The sequence below is a fragment of the Streptomyces sp. NBC_01190 genome (genome assembly GCF_045039895.1).
Taxonomy (GTDB): Bacteria; Actinomycetota; Actinomycetes; order Streptomycetales; family Streptomycetaceae; genus Actinacidiphila.
In genome coordinates this window covers 1,192,880-1,209,139 of the sequence record NZ_CP108580.1, presented here as the reverse complement: position 1 = coordinate 1,209,139, position 16,260 = coordinate 1,192,880, and the positions used below count along the sequence as shown (strand labels likewise).

Sequence of the window (16,260 nt, the reverse complement as noted above, 5' to 3'; positions counted from 1 at the left end):
GTCACGGGGCCGTCCGCCACAAGCGGGCGGCCCCGTGCCGCGACACGCGGGTGCCGGCCGATCCGCTCCGGACGGCCAGGCCGGTGCCGCGCACTCACCGCACCGCCGGTTCGGGCTGTCGCGGGTCTTTACGGCGCTGGTGTCGATGGATTAGAACGACAGTCGTCCGATGTTAGTTGGCCTCAGCGACAATTTTCGTCGCTCTCGCGCGTTGGCCGCGTGTCCTGCGGTGCATTCATCGGACCACTGTTGACTTCCCTCGGTCGAGAGCCGTACAGCCCTGGAGGACCACGTGCAGCCCACCCCCTCGTCGGTCGTGTCGATCGCCTTGTTCCGGCGGCCCCGGCTCAGACGCGCCCTCGCGCTCTGGTCGGCGCTGCTGGCCGCGCTGGCCGGCGTGGTGCTGGTGGACACCGGTACGGCCGCGGGGGCCGGCACGGCGCCGACCACCGCGTGGCGGCACGGCGGCTTCGATCTGGACCCGGCCGGTGTGGTCAGCCGCTCGGACATCGTGCTCGGGGCGCCGAACGTGAACCCCACCGCGTCGATACCGCTCGGCAACGGCTCGCTCGGCGTGGCCGCTTGGGCGGCCGGCGGCTTCACCGCCCAGCTCAACCGGTCCGACACCATGCCGGACCGCAAGTCGCCCGGCCAGCTCACCATCCCCGGCCTGTCGGTGATCTCGCACGCGGCCGACTTCAGCGGACACCTCGACCTCACCGACGGCGTCCTGCGCGAGTCCGGCGGCGGCATGTCGCTGAAGGCGTGGGTGGCGACCGGCAAGGACGAGCTGATCGTCGACGTGGCCGGCGCCGACCCCGGCATCGCGCAGAGCGCCACCATCAGCCTGTGGGCCCCGCGCCGGCCGGCCGCCGCCGTCTCCGGCACCGTCGGCACCCTCGCCGAGACCTGGGTGGACGGCGGCCCGCCGATCGGCAGCGGGCAGACGTTCGGCTCACTCGCCGCCATCACCGCCGGCGGCCGTCAGGTGCGCACCACGGTGGCGAGCCCGACACAGGTCAAGGTCGGCTTCACACCGCGCGCCGACGGCACCTTCCGCGTCGTCGTCGCCTCGCCGGCGTGGAACGGCGGCGCCAAGGCCGTCAAGAAGGGGCCCGCCAAGACCGCCGCCGCACTGATCGGTGACGACGCCACCCGGCGCGAGTCGGCGCTGCTGTCCGCCCAGGACCGGTGGTGGACGCGGTACTGGACCGACTCCGGCCTGATCGCGATGGATTCGGCCGACGGCAGCGCCGCCTACATCGAGAACCTCCGGACGCTGTACCTCTACGAGGAGGCCGCCTCGATGAAGAAGGGGATCTACCCCGGCAGCCAGGCAGGGGAGGCCGACATGTTCGCCTGGGACAAGGACACCCAGACCTGGACACCGTCGGCGTACTGGCTGTGGAACCTGCGCACCCAGATCTCGGCGAACATGAGCTCGGGCAACTACGCCCTGAACACGCCCATCTTCGACATGTACGCCGACGACACCGCCGCCATCGAGGCCTGGACCAGACTGGCGATGGGCGGACTCCCCGGCTCCTGCGTGCCCGAGACCATGCGGTTCAACGGCAACGGCCTCGACATCCCCACCGGCAACTGCAGTGAGGCGAGTTCGCCGAACTGGAACGCGCTGGACATCTCCAGCGGGCCCGAAGTGGCGCTCTACATGTGGGAGCAGTACCAGGCGACCGGCGACCTCACCACGCTGAGGAAGTACTTCCCCTTCATGAAGTCGACCGCCGAGTTCCAACTCGCCTACCAGAAGGTCGGCCCCGACGGGCTGCTGCACGCGAACGCCAACGCGCACGAGACCCAGTGGGCCGTCCAGGACCCCACCACCGACATCGCGGTGGACCGCACCCTCTTCCCGATCATCCGGCAGGCCGCGAAGAAGCTCGGCACCGCCCGCACCATCGACGCCGCCCTGGTCCAGCGGGTGGCGAAGGCCGAAACCGAGATCCCGCCCTACCCCCGCACCGACCAGGCCACCAGGACCCAACTGCTCAACCCCGGCTACACCGAGGCCGAGACCGCGGCCGCCGACGCGACCGGCACCGACATGATCGCGATCTCGTACCAGCCCGCGGCGGCCCGCCAGAACGGCGAGAACATCGAACTGGAACCGCTGTGGCCGTGGAACACGGTGAGCGACCAGGACAGCGGCCTCTTCCCGCTGGAACAGCGCGGCTACGCCCACCGGCCCAACAAGGGCGGCAACGACTGGTCGATGGACGCGATCGACGCCGCCCGGCTGGAGAACCCCGCCGAGGTGCGCGCCGACCTCGTCTCCATCACCGAAGGCCATCAGGTGTACCCGAACGGGTTCGCCGACCTCGGCAACACCGTCGGCTACCAGCCCTACATCGAACAGGAGGCCGGCGTCGCCACCGCGGTCGACGAAGCGCTCGCGCAGGACTACGACGGCATCATCCGCTTCGCGCCGGCCTGGCCGGGCGACTGGGACGGCAGCGGCACCGTCGCCGTCCAGGGCCGGAGCAAGGTCGACGTCCAGGTGCGGGGCGGCGCGCTCGTCACCGCCGCGATCGAGGCCGGGACCACCGGCACCCTGCGGGTGAAGAACCCGTGGGCCGGAGCGCGGGTCGAGGTCGTGGACGGGAAGAACGGGCACGTGGTCGTGCCCGGCACCAGCGCGGACCTGCTGAGCGTCCCGGTCAAGGCCGGCTCCTCCTACCTCGTCCAGCAGGTCGCCGCGCCCACCACCGCCCTTCCGTACGCGAAGGTGACCGGCACCGCGCCGACCGCCGCCCGGCACCTCGGCGGCGTCCAGATCGGGCTCGACAAGACCGCCCAGGCCGGTACGGCCACCGTCGGCGCCGTACTCGGGGCCGCCAACCACGCCTACGGCCTCACCCAGGTCGACGACCCCGCCGCCCCCGGCGCCACCACCACCGGCTCCGTCGTCAGCGGCCTGACGGCCCGGACCACCGGCACCGGGACCGGCCACGACGGCAGCGACATGTACTTCGACCTCGACAACGACACCGCCGCGACCGGCGCTTACACCGCCAAGGTGACGGTGTCCTACCTCGACGCCGGCACCGCGCCGCTGACGCTGCGCTACGACGCCGGGCCCCGCGACCGTAACCACGTGGCCGGCACCATCGCCCGCACCGGCAGCGGGACCTGGAAGGCGGCCGAACTCACCCTCGACAGCGCCTACTTCGGCGGCCTGGAGAACGCCGGCACCGACCTCGGCCTGCACTCGACCGCCGCCTTCACCGTGCACAGCGTCGGCGTGAGCGTCACCGGACCCTGGGTGCCGGACCAGCGCGCCTTCCCGCCCGCGCCGGTCGTCACCACCCCGCGCGGCGGCTCGACGGTCAAGCTCGGCTCGTCCGTCGCCGGCACCACGATCCCCGACGGCGCCGTCACCGTGCACGAGGGACCGGCCGCCCTGTGCACCGCCACGGCCGACGACGGCGGAGCCTGGAGCTGCGCCCCGGCCGCCGGACTGCCTCGCGGCCGGCAGACCGTCACCGCCACCGTGGCCGACCCGGGCGGCCTCGGCAGCGACCCCTCGGCCGCGGTCAGCTTCGACGCCTCCGACCTGCCGCCCGGCACGGCGGTCGTCGGCGCGGTCGTCGGCGCCGCCAACCACGCCTACGGGATGAGCGAGGACGAGACGCCCTCCGGCGGCTTCGACGGTCCGACGACGGCCTCGGTGATCGACGGCCTCAGCGCGCGGACCAGCACCCAGAGCAACATCTACTTCGACATCGACGACACGATCGCCCACGCCGGCTTCTACACGGCGGCCTTCACCGTCTCCTACTTCGACCAGGGTGCCGGCTCCTTCGCCGTGCACTACGACAACGGCGGTTCTGACCCGTACAAGTCGACGTCGAGCATCCAGCTCACCGGCACCGACACCTGGAAGACCGCCACGGTGACCGCGTCGGACGCCTACTTCGGCGGCCAGCAGCACTCCGGCGCCGACTTCCGGCTCCGCAACGGCGGCGGCCAGGTGACCGTGCACAGCGTGACCGTACGGATCAGCGGTGACGGCGTCCCCGACGCCACCGACTTCGCCCCGCCGGTGACGATCACCTCGCCGGCGACCGGGGCCGCGGTCCCGGCCACCCCGACCGTCGCCGGCCGTGCGGAACCGGACGCGACGGTGACGGTGACGGCGGACGCGAACGCGGCCGGGACCGGGACCGGGACCGGGACCACGCTCTGCACCGCCACCGTGTCCGACGACGGCACCTGGAGCTGCGACTCCGCCGCCACCCTGGCCGCCGGATCGCACACCGTCACCGCGACGGCCACCGACCCGACCGGCACGCCCGCCCCGGACTCCACCGTGACCGTCACCGTGGCGTGACCAGCGAACAGCGCGGAACGGCAGGGGCCCCGCACATCGCGGGGCCCCTGCCCCGCGCCCGGGCCACGGCAAAACGCTGTAACGCACAACGTGCCGGGCTCGGTACGATTCAGCGGTAAGGGGGTCATGGGAACCCGCCCGCGGCCGCCGACACGACCACGCATGCCAGCCATCACGTAGCACCCATGTCAGGAGCAGACCGGTGTCAGATCTCCGTGTGATCATCGAACGCGATTCCGCCGAACCGGAAGAGCGAGTGGTCACCACGGGCACGACCGCGGCCGAGCTGTTCCAGGGCGAGCGCTCGGTGATCGCCGCCCGGGTGGCCGGTGAGCTGAAGGACCTGGCGTACGAGATCGGCGACGGCGACCGGGTCGAGCCGGTGGACATCACCAGCCAGGACGGGCTCAACATCCTGCGGCACTCCACCGCGCACGTGATGGCCCAGGCCGTGCAGCAGCTCTTCCCCGAGGCGAAGCTCGGCATCGGGCCGCCGGTCAAGGACGGCTTCTACTACGACTTCGACGTCGAGAAGCCCTTCACCCCCGATGACCTCAAGGCCATCGAGAAGCGCATGCAGGAGATCCAGAAGCGCGGCCAGCTCTTCTCCCGCCGGGCGGTCACCGACGACGCCGCCCGCGAGGAGCTCGCCGACGAGCCGTACAAGCTGGAGCTGATCGGCCTCAAGGGCTCCTCGGCCGGCTCGGACGACGGCGCCGACGTCGAGGTGGGCGCCGGCGCGCTGACCATCTACGACAACCTCGACGCCAAGACCGGCGAGCTCTGCTGGAAGGACCTCTGCCGGGGCCCGCACCTGCCCACCACCCGCAGCATCCCGGCCTTCAAGCTGATGCGGAACGCCGCGGCGTACTGGCGGGGCAGCGAGCGCAACCCCCAGCTCCAGCGGATCTACGGCACCGCCTGGCCCACCAAGGAAGAGCTCAAGGCCCACCTGGAGTTCCTCGCGGAGGCCGAGAAGCGCGACCACCGCAAGCTCGGCGCCGAGCTGGACCTCTTCTCCTTCCCGGACGAGCTGGGCTCGGGCCTCGCCGTCTTCCACCCCAAGGGCGGGGTCGTCCGCAAGGAGATGGAGCAGTACTCGCGGCGCCGCCACGAGGAGGCGGGGTACGAGTTCGTCAACACCCCGCACATCACCAAGGCGCGGCTCTTCGAGACCTCCGGCCATCTGCCGCACTACGCCGAGGGCATGTTCCCCCCCATGCAGTTCGAGGGGCAGGACTACTACCTCAAGGCCATGAACTGTCCGATGCACAACCTGATCTTCGACGCGCGCGGCCGCTCCTACCGTGAACTGCCGCTGCGGCTCTTCGAGTTCGGCACGGTGTACCGGTTCGAGAAGTCCGGCGTGGTGCACGGCCTGACCCGCGCCCGCGGCTTCACCCAGGACGACTCGCACATCTACTGCACCAAGGAGCAGGTGCCGGACGAGCTGGACTCGCTGCTCACCTTCGTGCTCAACCTGCTGCGCGACTACGGGCTCAGCGACTTCTATCTGGAGCTGTCCACCCGGGGGGACTCCGACAAGTTCATCGGGTCGCAGGAGGAGTGGGCCGAGGCCACCGAGCAGCTTCGCCAGGCGGCCGGCAAGCAGGGCCTGGAACTCGTCATGGACCCGGGCGGCGCGGCCTTCTACGGGCCGAAGATCTCGGTGCAGGCGCGCGACGCCATCGGCCGGACCTGGCAGATGTCCACCATCCAGGTCGACTTCCAGCAGCCGGCCCGCTTCCACCTCGAATACACCGCGGCCGACGGGTCGAGGCAGCAGCCGGTCATGATCCACCGGGCGCTCTTCGGTTCCATCGAGCGGTTCTTCGCGGTGCTCCTCGAGCACTACGCGGGCGCCTTCCCGGCCTGGCTCGCGCCCGTGCAGGCGGTCGGCATCCCGGTCGGTGACGCGCATGTGCCCTACCTCCAGGAGTTCGCCGCGGAGGCGAAGCAGCGGGGGCTGCGGGTCGAGGTGGACTCCTCCTCGGACCGGATGCAGAAGAAGATCCGCAACCACCAGAAGCAGAAGGTGCCCTTCATGATCATCGTCGGCGACGAGGACATGGCGGCCGGCACGGTCTCCTTCCGCTACCGGGACGGATCGCAGGAGAACGGGGTGGCGCGCGAGGAGGCGCTGGCCAAGCTGGTCGACGTGGTGGAGCGCCGCGTCCAGGTGTGACACCCGCCGGCCTCTGACGGCCGGCCCCCGGCTTTCCCGGCCCCCGGTCCGCTGTCCGCTCAGCGCGCCGGGGGCCGCTCATCGTCCCGGGTGAAGACCTGGATCAGCCAGGACGAGAACGCGCCGGTGACCGCCCCCAGCAGCGCCAGCCCGCCGATCATCATCCCGGTGGCGATGGTGCGGCCGACCGCGGTGACCGGGGTGATGTCGCCGTAGCCGACCGTGGTGAGGGTGGAGGCGGTCCACCAGACCGAGTCGCCGAAGGTGCGGATGGTGGCGCCGGGAGCGTCGCGTTCCTGCTGGTAGACGGCGAGCGCGCCGGCGAAGCCGAGCAGCACCGCGCTGGTCCCCGCGTATGCGATGACCCGTCCGTAAAGGCTCAGCCGCGGCTCGTCCCGGCGCCGCTGGATCGCGTCGTAGAGCCGGACCACGCGCAGCGGACGCAGCAGCGGCAGCAGGACGACCACCGTGTCGAGCAGGTGGTGACGCACATAGGACGGGCGCGGCGGATCGCCGCTGAGCCGCCAGCGGATCGCGTAGTCGGCCACGAAGAGCGCCCAGGTGGCGAGGATGACCGCCAGCGTGAGGTCGTGCCAGACGCCCGGGAGGCCGCGGGCCAGCACCTGCACCGCGTAGGAGCCGAGGAAGACGAGTGAGGCCGCGAACAAGGGCACTTCGCTCCGGGTCTCCCACCGGGACAGGCGGCTGTCGGCGTCCATCCGGTCAGGATCTCCGGCGGTCACCGCCTCGGGGCCGCCGACACGCTCCCGGGGGGTGAAGTCCTATGCTGATCCGCATGACGAGTGAGCCGGAGCAGCAGATCGGGGTGGGGGAGCCGGATGCCTTCCAGCGGCTGTGGACCCCGCACCGGATGGCGTACATCCAGGGCGAGAGCAAGCCGACCGGCCCGGGCGCCGGTGACGGCTGCCCGTTCTGTGTGATTCCGGCCAAGTCCGACGAGGACGGCCTGATCGTCCGCCGCGGCGAACACGTGTACGCGGTGCTCAACAAGTACCCGTACAACAGCGGCCACCTCATGGTGGTGCCCTACCGGCACGTCGCCGACTACACCGAACTGGACGCGCCCGAGACCGCCGAACTGGCCGGGCTGACCAAGCAGGCGATGACGGCGCTGCGGGCCGCCTCAGCCGCGCACGGCTTCAACATCGGGATGAACCAGGGCGCGGTCGCCGGGGCCGGCATCGCCGCCCACCTCCATCAGCACGTGGTGCCGCGGTGGGGCGGCGACATGAACTTCATGCCGGTGGTGGGGCACACCAAGGTGCTGCCGCAACTGCTCGCGGACACCCGCAAGCTGCTCGCCGAGGCCTGGCCGACCCCGGCGTAGGCCCGGTGCCGGCAGGTCCGGTGCCGGCCGGTGCCGCGCCCCTCCGGCCCGCCGCCCGGCCCGCCGGGAACCGGGCGGGCGGCGGGCCGGAGGGGCGGTCACAGGTCGTACGCGTCGGCCTTCTTGGGCCCGCTGGACGGCGCCAGGTCGCCGCTGAAGTGCGAGGTGTCCACGCCGTTGTCCCGCATGACCTGGACCGCGGCGGAGTGCACGGCCCGCAGCACCGGGGTCCTGGTCCGCAGCACGTCGTCGGCCATGAAGCGGTGCTGCCACGGCTGCGAGGCCCAGGTGTGCCGCAGGCCGAACGGCTCGGGCAGCTTCAGGGTGCCGCCGAGGTAATCCAGGACCGCGGGGAAGCGGGTCAGCGGGGCGCGGGCGGCCAGCCGCACCACCTCGCCGGTCTCCATCAGCGGCAGTGAGACGGTCTTGGTCTCCCAGAACTTCATCGGCTTGGTGACCGTCTTCTGCTTGGCCGGCGGGCCGGAGGTGAACAGCCCGTCGATCGGCCCCAGCGCGTGCCCGGTGACCTCGATCCGCAGCGTGTGGGCGAGCACCGTGACGGTCACCATGAAGGTGACGACCAGATTGCCCTGCCAGAGCACGAACTGGATGCCGAGGTAGTGCCGGCTGCCCTCGCCGAACTGCTGCTCGTTGCATATCCGCCGGACCTCGGACTCCTTGAGGGAGTACCCGTCGACGTCCGCGCCGGTGGGCCGGGAGATCTTGCCGGCGCCGGCGCCGATCGGCGCCACGATCCAGTGCCGTACCGACGCCTTGGGGAAACCGCCGGTGTGCAGCGGTCCGCGCTCCAGCATGCGCAGCTTGTCGTGGATGGCCCGGACCACGTCCCAGCTACGGAACGGGTTGATATCGGTGAGGCCCGCCACCGGGACCAGCTCCTCGGCCATCTCCCAGGCGCCCCAGCGGCCGCCCATGCCGAGGATGCCGGTGGGTCCCGCGTAGAAGACGACGTTGCTGTCCTGCTCGGCGGAGAGCTTGGCCAGGCTCTGCCGCAGACTCTCGGCCCGGAGCTGGTTGGGGCTGCGGGGGACCGCCTCGGGGATCTTGGCGGCGACGCCGCTGCCCGCGACCAGGCCGCTCCAACGGTCGCGGAGATCCTTGGCGGTGCTCTCGCAGATCCGCTTCGCCCAGTACCAGCCGATGATGGGCGCGATCATCAGCACCCGGAAGTACTCGCGCCAGAAGCCGGAGAAGGGCGGCCGGATCGCGAGCAGTACGGCGAAGCCCACCGCGACGACCAGCACGACGCTGCCGAGCGCGCCGGCCCGATTGCCCTGGCTGCGCAGCGTGGACAGCGACTTGCGGAGCTGGAAGGCGCCGAGCCAGACCAGCACGCCGGGCAGGAAGAGCACCCCGAAGCCGACCATCAGAAGGGCGAGCCGGTTGTCGCGCTCCTGCCGGATGCGGCTGGCGGCCAGGCAGTGCTCGACCACCGTGCGCGGTTCCACCCCGAAGGACTGCACGAGTTCGCCCCGCCCGGCGCCGAGCATCCGGCTCTGGACCGCGCGCGCCCACGCCTCGCCGAGGTTGGGCTGGAAGAGCGACACCCGGGGCGGCTTGACCGAGGCGTCGTCGTGGATGTCGGCCAGCGCGGCGACCGGACTGTCCCGGTAGGCGGCCGAGGCGAGCGCCTGCGTGGCGGCGGTACCCCCGTCGCCGCCCATCAGCGGGACTTGCGCCCCCGGGCTGAAGTCGAACCCGTTTGTCACCGCGGCCCCCAGCCGGTCCGATTCCGCCTACCAGAACACTTACCCACGCATGACGCGGTGCCGGTGCCGGACCCGGTTCGCACCGGTTCCGTACAACGGCTCCGACCGGCCCTTTCCCCGCGGGTCGTCACATCACACGTTCGGAGCAGTCACCAGATTAGCCGCGCGAGGGCCCGCCCGGTGGTCGTCGGCCGCTGATCGGCCCGGCAAATCGCCCGAGTTGGCCTTGACCGGATGATGACCGGATGATCAGCCGAACCAGGCGGTCACGGGGCGCCCGTACCGGTGCCACCAGTGTCCGCCGTCGGGGGGCTGGCTACGATGGGCCATCCGGCGGCCGGTTCCGGCCGCCCCGCACAACGAACGCGGACCGCGGACGTTGGATGTCGGCTAGGTTCGCCGTTCGGTGTCCGTAGCCGTCCATCCGCCGACGTACCCCGGAAACCGTCGTCCGTTCCGATCCACCGACCCGTCGGGAAGGCCATGCTGAACAAGTACGCGCGTGCGTTCTTCACGCGTGTTCTCACGCCGTTCGCCGCATTTCTCATCCGCAGGGGGGTCAGCCCCGACGCGGTGACCCTCACCGGTACCGCGGGTGTCATCGCGGGCGCGCTGGCCTTCTATCCCAGGGGCGAGTTCTTCTGGGGCACCGTCGTCATCACGCTCTTCGTCTTCTCCGACCTGGTCGACGGCAACATGGCCCGCCAGATGGGCCGCAGCAGCCGCTGGGGGGCGTTCCTCGACTCCACCCTGGACCGGCTCGCCGACGGGGCCATCTTCGGCGGCCTGGCCCTCTGGTACGCCGGCCGCGGCGACGACCAGGTGCTCTGCGCGGTCTCCATCTTCTGCCTCGCCAGCGGCCAGGTGGTCTCCTACACCAAGGCCCGCGGCGAGGCGATCGGCCTGCCGGTGAACGTCAACGGGCTGGTGGAGCGCTCCGAGCGGCTGGTGATCACCCTGGTGCTGTGCGGCCTGGCCGGCTTCCACCGGAGCTTCGGCGTGCCCGGCATCCAGTGGCTGCTGCCGATCGCGCTGTGGGTCGTCGCGGTGGGCAGCCTGATCACCCTGGTCCAGCGGGTGGTCACCGTGCGCCGGGAATCGGCGGAGGCCGACGCGGCCCTCGCCCGCGAGAGCGCGGAGCACGGGAGCGGGGTGTGAAGGAAGCCCTCACCGACGGCCTGTACGGACTGGGCTGGGGCGCCGTCAAGTCGCTGCCGGAACCGGCCGCCCGGGCGCTCGGCCGCGGTATCGCGGACCTGGCCTGGCGGCGGCGCGGCAAGGGCGTACGGCGGCTGGAGTCCAACCTCGCGCGGGTGGTGCCCGGCGCGAGCCCCGCGGAGCTGCGGGAGCTGTCCAGGGCGGGCATGCGCTCGTATCTGCGCTACTGGATGGAGTCCTTCCGGCTGCCGTCCTGGAGCAAGGACCGGATCAGGGGCGGCTTCGCCCCCGCCGACGTGCGCTATCTGACCGAGGGGCTGGCGGCCGGGCGCGGGGTGATCCTCGCGCTGCCGCACATGGGCAACTACGACCTGGCGGGCGCCTGGGTCACCACCAAGCTGGCGACGCCCTTCACCACCGTCGCCGAGCGGCTCAAGCCGGAGACGCTCTACGACCGGTTCGTCGCCTACCGGGAGAGCCTCGGCATGGAGGTGCTGCCGCACACCGGCGGCGCCGCCTTCGGCACGCTCGCCCGGCGGCTGCGGGCCGGCGGCCTCGTCTGCCTGGTCGCCGACCGCGACCTTTCGGCGAGCGGGGTCGAGGTGGACTTCTTCGGCGAGAAGACCCGGATGCCGGCCGGACCGGCGATGCTCGCCCAGCAGACCGGGGCGCTGCTGCTGCCGGTCACCCTCTGGTACGACGACACGCCCGTCATGCGGGGCCGGGTGCACCCGCCGATCCCCGTCCCCGACGACGGCGACCGGGCGCGGCGCACCCGGGTGATGACGCAGGCCCTCGCCGACGCGTACGCCTCCGGCATCGCCGAACACCCGCGGGACTGGCACATGCTCCAGCGCCTCTGGCTCGCCGACCTCCCGCCCCGCCCGCCTACACCCGCCACCCCCACGCCCCCGGCGGTCGCCGAAACCTGGGTCGAGGTCCCCGGCCCGTCCGCCACGCCCCCGCCGGGAGCGCCTGCCGGCGAGCCCGAATCCGGGGCGGCGGCGGCCGAGTCGCCGGCCGAGAAGCCGGCCGCCGAATCCCCGGCCCCGGAGCCCCCGGCTGAGCAGCCGGACGCCGGCGAGGCGGCGGCCGGGCGGCGCGGGGCGCGGCGGCGTGGAACGGAGAGCCCGTGAGGATCGGGATCGTCTGCCCGTACTCCTGGGACGTTCCCGGGGGCGTCCAGTTCCACATCCGCGACCTCGCCGAGCATCTGATCAGGCTGGGGCACGAGGTGTCCGTACTGGCCCCCGCCGACGACGAGACTCCGCTGCCGGCCTACGCGGTCTCGGCCGGCCGGGCCGTCCCCGTGCCGTACAACGGCTCGGTGGCCCGGCTCAACTTCGGCTTCCTGTCCGCCGCGCGGGTGAGGCGCTGGCTGCACGACGGCAACTTCGACGTGGTCCACATCCACGAGCCGACCTCCCCCTCGCTCGGCCTGCTCGCCTGCTGGGCCGCGCGCGGCCCGATCGTGGCGACCTTCCACACCTCCAACCCGCGCTCGCGGGCGATGATCGCCGCGTACCCGATCCTGCAAGCCGCCCTGGAGAAGCTGCGGGCCCGGATCGCGGTCAGCGAGTACGCCCGGCGCACGCTGGTGGAACACCTCGGCGGCGACGCGGTCGTCATCCCCAACGGCGTCGACGTCGACTTCTTCGCCCGCGCCGAGCCGCGCCCGCAGTGGCAGGGCGGCACGGTCGGCTTCATCGGGCGGATCGACGAGCCCCGCAAGGGCCTGCCGGTCCTGATGAAGGCGCTGCCCAAGATCCTCGCCGAACTGCCCGATACCCGGCTGCTGGTGGCCGGCCGGGGCGACACCGAGGAGGCGGTGGCGACCCTGCCCGCGCAGGCCAGGGACCGGGTGGAGTTCCTCGGCATGGTCAGCGACGAGGACAAGGCGCGGCTGCTGCGCAGCGTCGACCTGTACGTGGCCCCCAACATCGGCGGCGAGAGCTTCGGCATCATCCTGGTCGAGGCGATGTCGGCGGGCGCGCCGGTCCTCGCCAGCGACCTGGACGCCTTCGCCCAGGTGCTCGACCAGGGCGCGGCGGGCGAACTGTTCGCCAACGAGGACGCCGACGCGCTGGCCACCGCCGCGATCCGGCTGCTCGGCGACCCGGCCCGCCGCGACGCGTTGCGCGCCCGGGGCAGCGCGCATGTCCGACGCTTCGACTGGTCGGTGGTCGGCGGCGACATCCTCGCCGTCTACGAGACCGTGACGGCCGGCGCGAAAGCGGTCGAACCCGACGACCGCATCGGCTTCTTCGGCCGGCTCCGCGCGTCGAGGGAGTGAGGCCGGCGCCCGCGCGACCGTACGGCGGGGGCCCGAAACGCCCCGCGCCCGGGGGAGCGCGGCGCCGGGTCAGTAGGGTAACGACCCGTGAGCACCATCATCTGGGTCGCCGTGGCGATCGTCGCGATCGCGCTGTACCTGAGCTGGACGGCCGGGCGCCTCGACCGCCTGCACGCCCGGATCGACGCGGCACGCGCCGCGCTTGACGCGCAGCTTCTGCGCCGGGCCTCCGTGGCGCAGGAGCTGGCGACCGCCGGTGTGCTGGACCCGGCCGCCTCCATCGTGCTCTATGAGGCCGCGCACGCGGCCCGGCAGGCCGACGCGGAGCAGCGCGAGGTGGCCGAGAGCGAGTTGAGCCAGGCGCTGCGGGCGGTCTTCTCCGAGCTGGTGGCGGTCAACGAGGTACGGGAGGCACCCGGCGGGACCGCGGCGATCGGTGAACTGACCCAGGCGGTACGGCGGGTACCGATGGCCCGGCGCTTCCACAACGACGCGGTGCGCGCCGCCCGGGCGGTCCGCGAGCACCGGGTGGTGCGCTGGCTCAGACTCGCCGGTCACGCCCCCTTCCCGCTCGCCTTCGAGATGGACGACGAACCGCCCACCGCGCTCACCGCCGACGGGGGCGCGACGGCGCTGTGACCCCGCTCCGACACCCTTGTGCCCCCGCCCTGAGCGCCGCGGTCGGCCGCCACGCGACCGGGGACCCGCTCCGGGGGAGCCACTCGGCGCGGATTGGCCCTTTCCGCGCCCGGCCGCCGGTCGGATGATGCTGTAAAAGCCACCTTTTGTCATGAGTGAGGTCCCTGTGCCCATCACACCGTCCACCGCCAGCACCCCAGAGACCGGCACCTCGCGCGTCAAGCGCGGCATGGCCGAGCAGCTCAAGGGCGGCGTGATCATGGACGTCGTCACCCCGGAACAGGCCAAGATCGCCGAGGACGCCGGCGCGGTCGCGGTGATGGCCCTGGAGCGGGTGCCCGCCGACATCCGCAAGGACGGCGGGGTGGCCCGGATGTCCGACCCCGACATGATCGACGGCATCATCTCCGCCGTCTCCATCCCGGTGATGGCCAAGTCCCGGATCGGCCACTTCGTGGAGGCCCAGGTCCTCCAGGCGCTCGGCGTCGACTACATCGACGAGTCCGAGGTGCTCACCCCGGCCGACGAGGTCAACCACTCCGACAAGTGGGCGTTCACCACCCCCTTCGTCTGCGGCGCCACCAACCTCGGCGAGGCGCTGCGGCGGATCGCCGAAGGCGCGGCGATGATCCGCTCCAAGGGCGAGGCCGGCACCGGCAACGTGGTCGAGGCGGTCCGCCACCTCCGCCAGATCAAGGGCGAGATCTCCCGGCTGCGCGGCCTGGACAACAACGAGCTCTACGCCGCGGCCAAGGAGCTGCGCGCCCCGTACGAGCTGGTCAAGGAGGTCTCCGAGCTGGGCAAGCTGCCCGTCGTGCTGTTCTCCGCCGGCGGTGTCGCCACCCCGGCCGACGCGGCGCTGATGCGGCAGCTCGGCGCCGAGGGCGTCTTCGTCGGCTCCGGCATCTTCAAGTCCGGCGACCCGGCCAAGCGCGCCGCCGCCATCGTCCGCGCCACCACCTTCTTCGACGACCCCAAGGTGATCGCCGACGCCTCCCGCAACCTCGGCGAGGCGATGGTCGGCATCAACATCGACACCCTGCCCGCGTCCGAGCACTACGCGAACCGCGGCTGGTAGTCCCGCCATGCCCGCCAAGAGCAGCTCTCCCACCATCGGCGTCCTGGCCCTCCAGGGCGACGTGCGGGAACACGTGTCGGCACTGGCCGCGGCGTCCGCCACGGCCGTGCCGGTGCGGCGCCCCGAGGAGCTGGCCGCCGTCGACGGCCTGGTGATCCCCGGCGGGGAGTCCACCACCATCTCCAAACTCGCCGAGCTCTTCGGACTCGCGCGGCCGCTGCGCGCGGCGATCCGGGACGGGCTGCCGGTCTACGGCACCTGCGCCGGTCTGATCATGCTCGCCGACAAGATCCTCGACCCCAGATCGGGCCAGGAGACCTTCGGCGGCATCGACATGATCGTCCGCCGCAACGCCTTCGGCCGGCAGAACGAGTCCTTCGAGGCGGTCGTGGACGTGCGCGGCATAGCCGGCGGACCCGTGGAGGGCGTCTTCATCCGCGCCCCCTGGGTGGAGTCGGTCGGCGCCGGTACCGAGGTGCTGGCCGAGTACGACGGGCACATCGTGGCGGTCCGGCAGGACCATGTGCTGGCGACCTCGTTCCACCCCGAGCTGACCGGAGACCACCGGGTCCATGAACTCTTCGTGGACACGGTGCGGGCCGCCGGCTGACGCTCGCCCGGTAGGATCGTGCACGCCTTGAGAAACAGCAGAAGAACAGCAATGGGTGACGCGAAGGAGACAGTCGGATGTCCGGCCACTCTAAATGGGCTACGACCAAGCACAAGAAGGCCGTGATCGATGCCAAGCGCGGCAAGCTCTTCGCGAAGCTGATCAAGAACATCGAGGTCGCGGCCCGCACCGGCGGCGCCGACCCGGACGGCAACCCCACCCTCTTCGACGCCATCCAGAAGGCGAAGAAGAGCTCGGTGCCGAACAAGAACATCGACAGCGCGGTCAAGCGCGGCGCCGGCCTTGAGGCCGGTGGCGCCGACTATCAGACGATCATGTACGAGGGTTACGGGCCGAACGGCGTCGCGGTCCTCATCGAGTGTCTGACCGACAACCGCAACCGCGCCGCCTCCGACGTACGGGTCGCCATGACGCGCAACGGCGGTTCGATGGCCGACCCGGGCTCGGTGTCCTACCTCTTCAACCGCAAGGGCGTCGTCATCGTCCCCAAGGGTGAACTCGGTGAGGACGACGTGCTGGGCGCGGTGCTCGACGCGGGCGCCGAGGAGGTCAACGACCTCGGTGAGTCCTTCGAGGTGATCAGCGAGGCCACCGACCTGGTGCCGGTCCGCAAGGCGCTCCAGGAGGCCGGTATCGACTACGACTCGGCCGACGCCAACTTCCTGCCCACCATGCAGGTCGAACTCGACGAGGACGGCGCGCGCAAGATCTTCAAGCTGATCGACGCGCTGGAGGACAGCGACGACGTGCAGAACGTCTTCGCCAACTTCGACGTCTCCGACGAGGTCATGGAGAAGGTCGACGCCTGACGGGCGGACCGACGCCGTACGAGGCGGGCCGGGCGGGA

General features: G+C 71.8%; 12 protein-coding genes. 10 read left to right on the top strand and 2 right to left on the bottom strand.

What is annotated here, in order from left to right:
* The first annotated feature begins 292 nt into the window (after nucleotides 1-292).
* Both OG519_RS05085 and thrS read left to right on the top strand, forming a co-directional pair.
* Nucleotides 293-4,351 (top strand): Ig-like domain-containing protein, encoded by a 4,059-nt coding sequence (locus OG519_RS05085; protein WP_405579201.1) that lies wholly within the window; start codon nucleotides 293-295, stop codon nucleotides 4,349-4,351.
* A 202-nt stretch (nucleotides 4,352-4,553) separates the two neighbouring features.
* A complete protein-coding gene (thrS, locus tag OG519_RS05080; RefSeq protein WP_405579199.1) occupies nucleotides 4,554-6,536 on the top strand; it encodes a threonine--tRNA ligase in 1,983 nt (660 codons plus the stop codon).
* A gap of 59 nt (nucleotides 6,537-6,595) precedes the next feature.
* Here the strand turns inward: thrS and OG519_RS05075 are convergent, their stop codons facing one another.
* Complete coding sequence (locus OG519_RS05075; protein ID WP_405579197.1) at nucleotides 6,596-7,255, bottom strand: potassium channel family protein; 660 nt, start codon at nucleotides 7,253-7,255, stop codon at nucleotides 6,596-6,598.
* Nucleotides 7,256-7,320: 65 nt separating this feature from the next.
* Between OG519_RS05075 and OG519_RS05070 the strand changes: the two genes are divergently transcribed.
* Complete coding sequence (locus tag OG519_RS05070; RefSeq protein ID WP_405579195.1) at nucleotides 7,321-7,884, top strand: HIT family protein; 564 nt, start codon at nucleotides 7,321-7,323, stop codon at nucleotides 7,882-7,884.
* A 98-nt stretch (nucleotides 7,885-7,982) separates the two neighbouring features.
* On the opposite strand, the gene OG519_RS05065 is transcribed toward OG519_RS05070, so the two are convergent.
* On the bottom strand, nucleotides 7,983-9,569 hold the full coding sequence (locus OG519_RS05065; RefSeq protein WP_405592476.1) for a hypothetical protein: 1,587 nt from the start codon (nucleotides 9,567-9,569) through the stop codon (nucleotides 7,983-7,985).
* Nucleotides 9,570-10,097: 528 nt separating this feature from the next.
* On the opposite strand from OG519_RS05065, the gene pgsA reads away from it, so the two are divergent.
* From pgsA to OG519_RS05030, 7 genes are all read left to right on the top strand, one after another.
* Complete coding sequence (gene pgsA, locus OG519_RS05060) at nucleotides 10,098-10,772, top strand: phosphatidylinositol phosphate synthase (RefSeq protein ID WP_405579193.1); 675 nt, start codon at nucleotides 10,098-10,100, stop codon at nucleotides 10,770-10,772.
* Nucleotides 10,769-11,908 (top strand): phosphatidylinositol mannoside acyltransferase, encoded by a 1,140-nt coding sequence (locus tag OG519_RS05055; protein ID WP_405579191.1) that lies wholly within the window; start codon nucleotides 10,769-10,771, stop codon nucleotides 11,906-11,908. The genes pgsA and OG519_RS05055 overlap by 4 nt, the downstream gene beginning before the upstream one ends.
* Nucleotides 11,905-13,065 (top strand): glycosyltransferase family 4 protein, encoded by a 1,161-nt coding sequence (locus tag OG519_RS05050; protein WP_405579189.1) that lies wholly within the window; start codon nucleotides 11,905-11,907, stop codon nucleotides 13,063-13,065. The genes OG519_RS05055 and OG519_RS05050 overlap by 4 nt, the downstream gene beginning before the upstream one ends.
* Nucleotides 13,066-13,152: 87 nt before the next feature.
* A complete protein-coding gene (locus OG519_RS05045; protein WP_405579186.1) occupies nucleotides 13,153-13,704 on the top strand; it encodes a hypothetical protein in 552 nt (183 codons plus the stop codon).
* A gap of 166 nt (nucleotides 13,705-13,870) precedes the next feature.
* Nucleotides 13,871-14,782 (top strand): pyridoxal 5'-phosphate synthase lyase subunit PdxS, encoded by a 912-nt coding sequence (gene pdxS, locus OG519_RS05040; protein WP_405592474.1) that lies wholly within the window; start codon nucleotides 13,871-13,873, stop codon nucleotides 14,780-14,782.
* 7 nt (nucleotides 14,783-14,789) lie between these two features.
* Complete coding sequence (pdxT, locus tag OG519_RS05035) at nucleotides 14,790-15,392, top strand: pyridoxal 5'-phosphate synthase glutaminase subunit PdxT (protein WP_405579183.1); 603 nt, start codon at nucleotides 14,790-14,792, stop codon at nucleotides 15,390-15,392.
* A gap of 77 nt (nucleotides 15,393-15,469) precedes the next feature.
* Nucleotides 15,470-16,222 (top strand): YebC/PmpR family DNA-binding transcriptional regulator, encoded by a 753-nt coding sequence (locus OG519_RS05030; RefSeq protein ID WP_205047428.1) that lies wholly within the window; start codon nucleotides 15,470-15,472, stop codon nucleotides 16,220-16,222.
* The last annotated feature ends 38 nt before the right edge of the window (nucleotides 16,223-16,260 follow it).

Excerpts from the sequence above, each read along its gene's own strand:
- OG519_RS05070 (WP_405579195.1), top strand. The coding sequence starts at position 7,321 with ATGCTGATCCGCATGACGAGTGAGCCGGAGCAGCAGATCGGGGTGGGG.
- pgsA (WP_405579193.1), top strand. The coding sequence starts at position 10,098 with ATGCTGAACAAGTACGCGCGTGCGTTCTTCACGCGTGTTCTCACGCCG.
- OG519_RS05075 (WP_405579197.1), bottom strand. The coding sequence starts at position 7,255 with ATGGACGCCGACAGCCGCCTGTCCCGGTGGGAGACCCGGAGCGAAGTG.
- OG519_RS05065 (WP_405592476.1), bottom strand. The coding sequence starts at position 9,569 with ATGGGCGGCGACGGGGGTACCGCCGCCACGCAGGCGCTCGCCTCGGCC.
- pdxT (WP_405579183.1), top strand. The coding sequence starts at position 14,790 with ATGCCCGCCAAGAGCAGCTCTCCCACCATCGGCGTCCTGGCCCTCCAG.
- OG519_RS05030 (WP_205047428.1), top strand. The coding sequence starts at position 15,470 with ATGTCCGGCCACTCTAAATGGGCTACGACCAAGCACAAGAAGGCCGTG.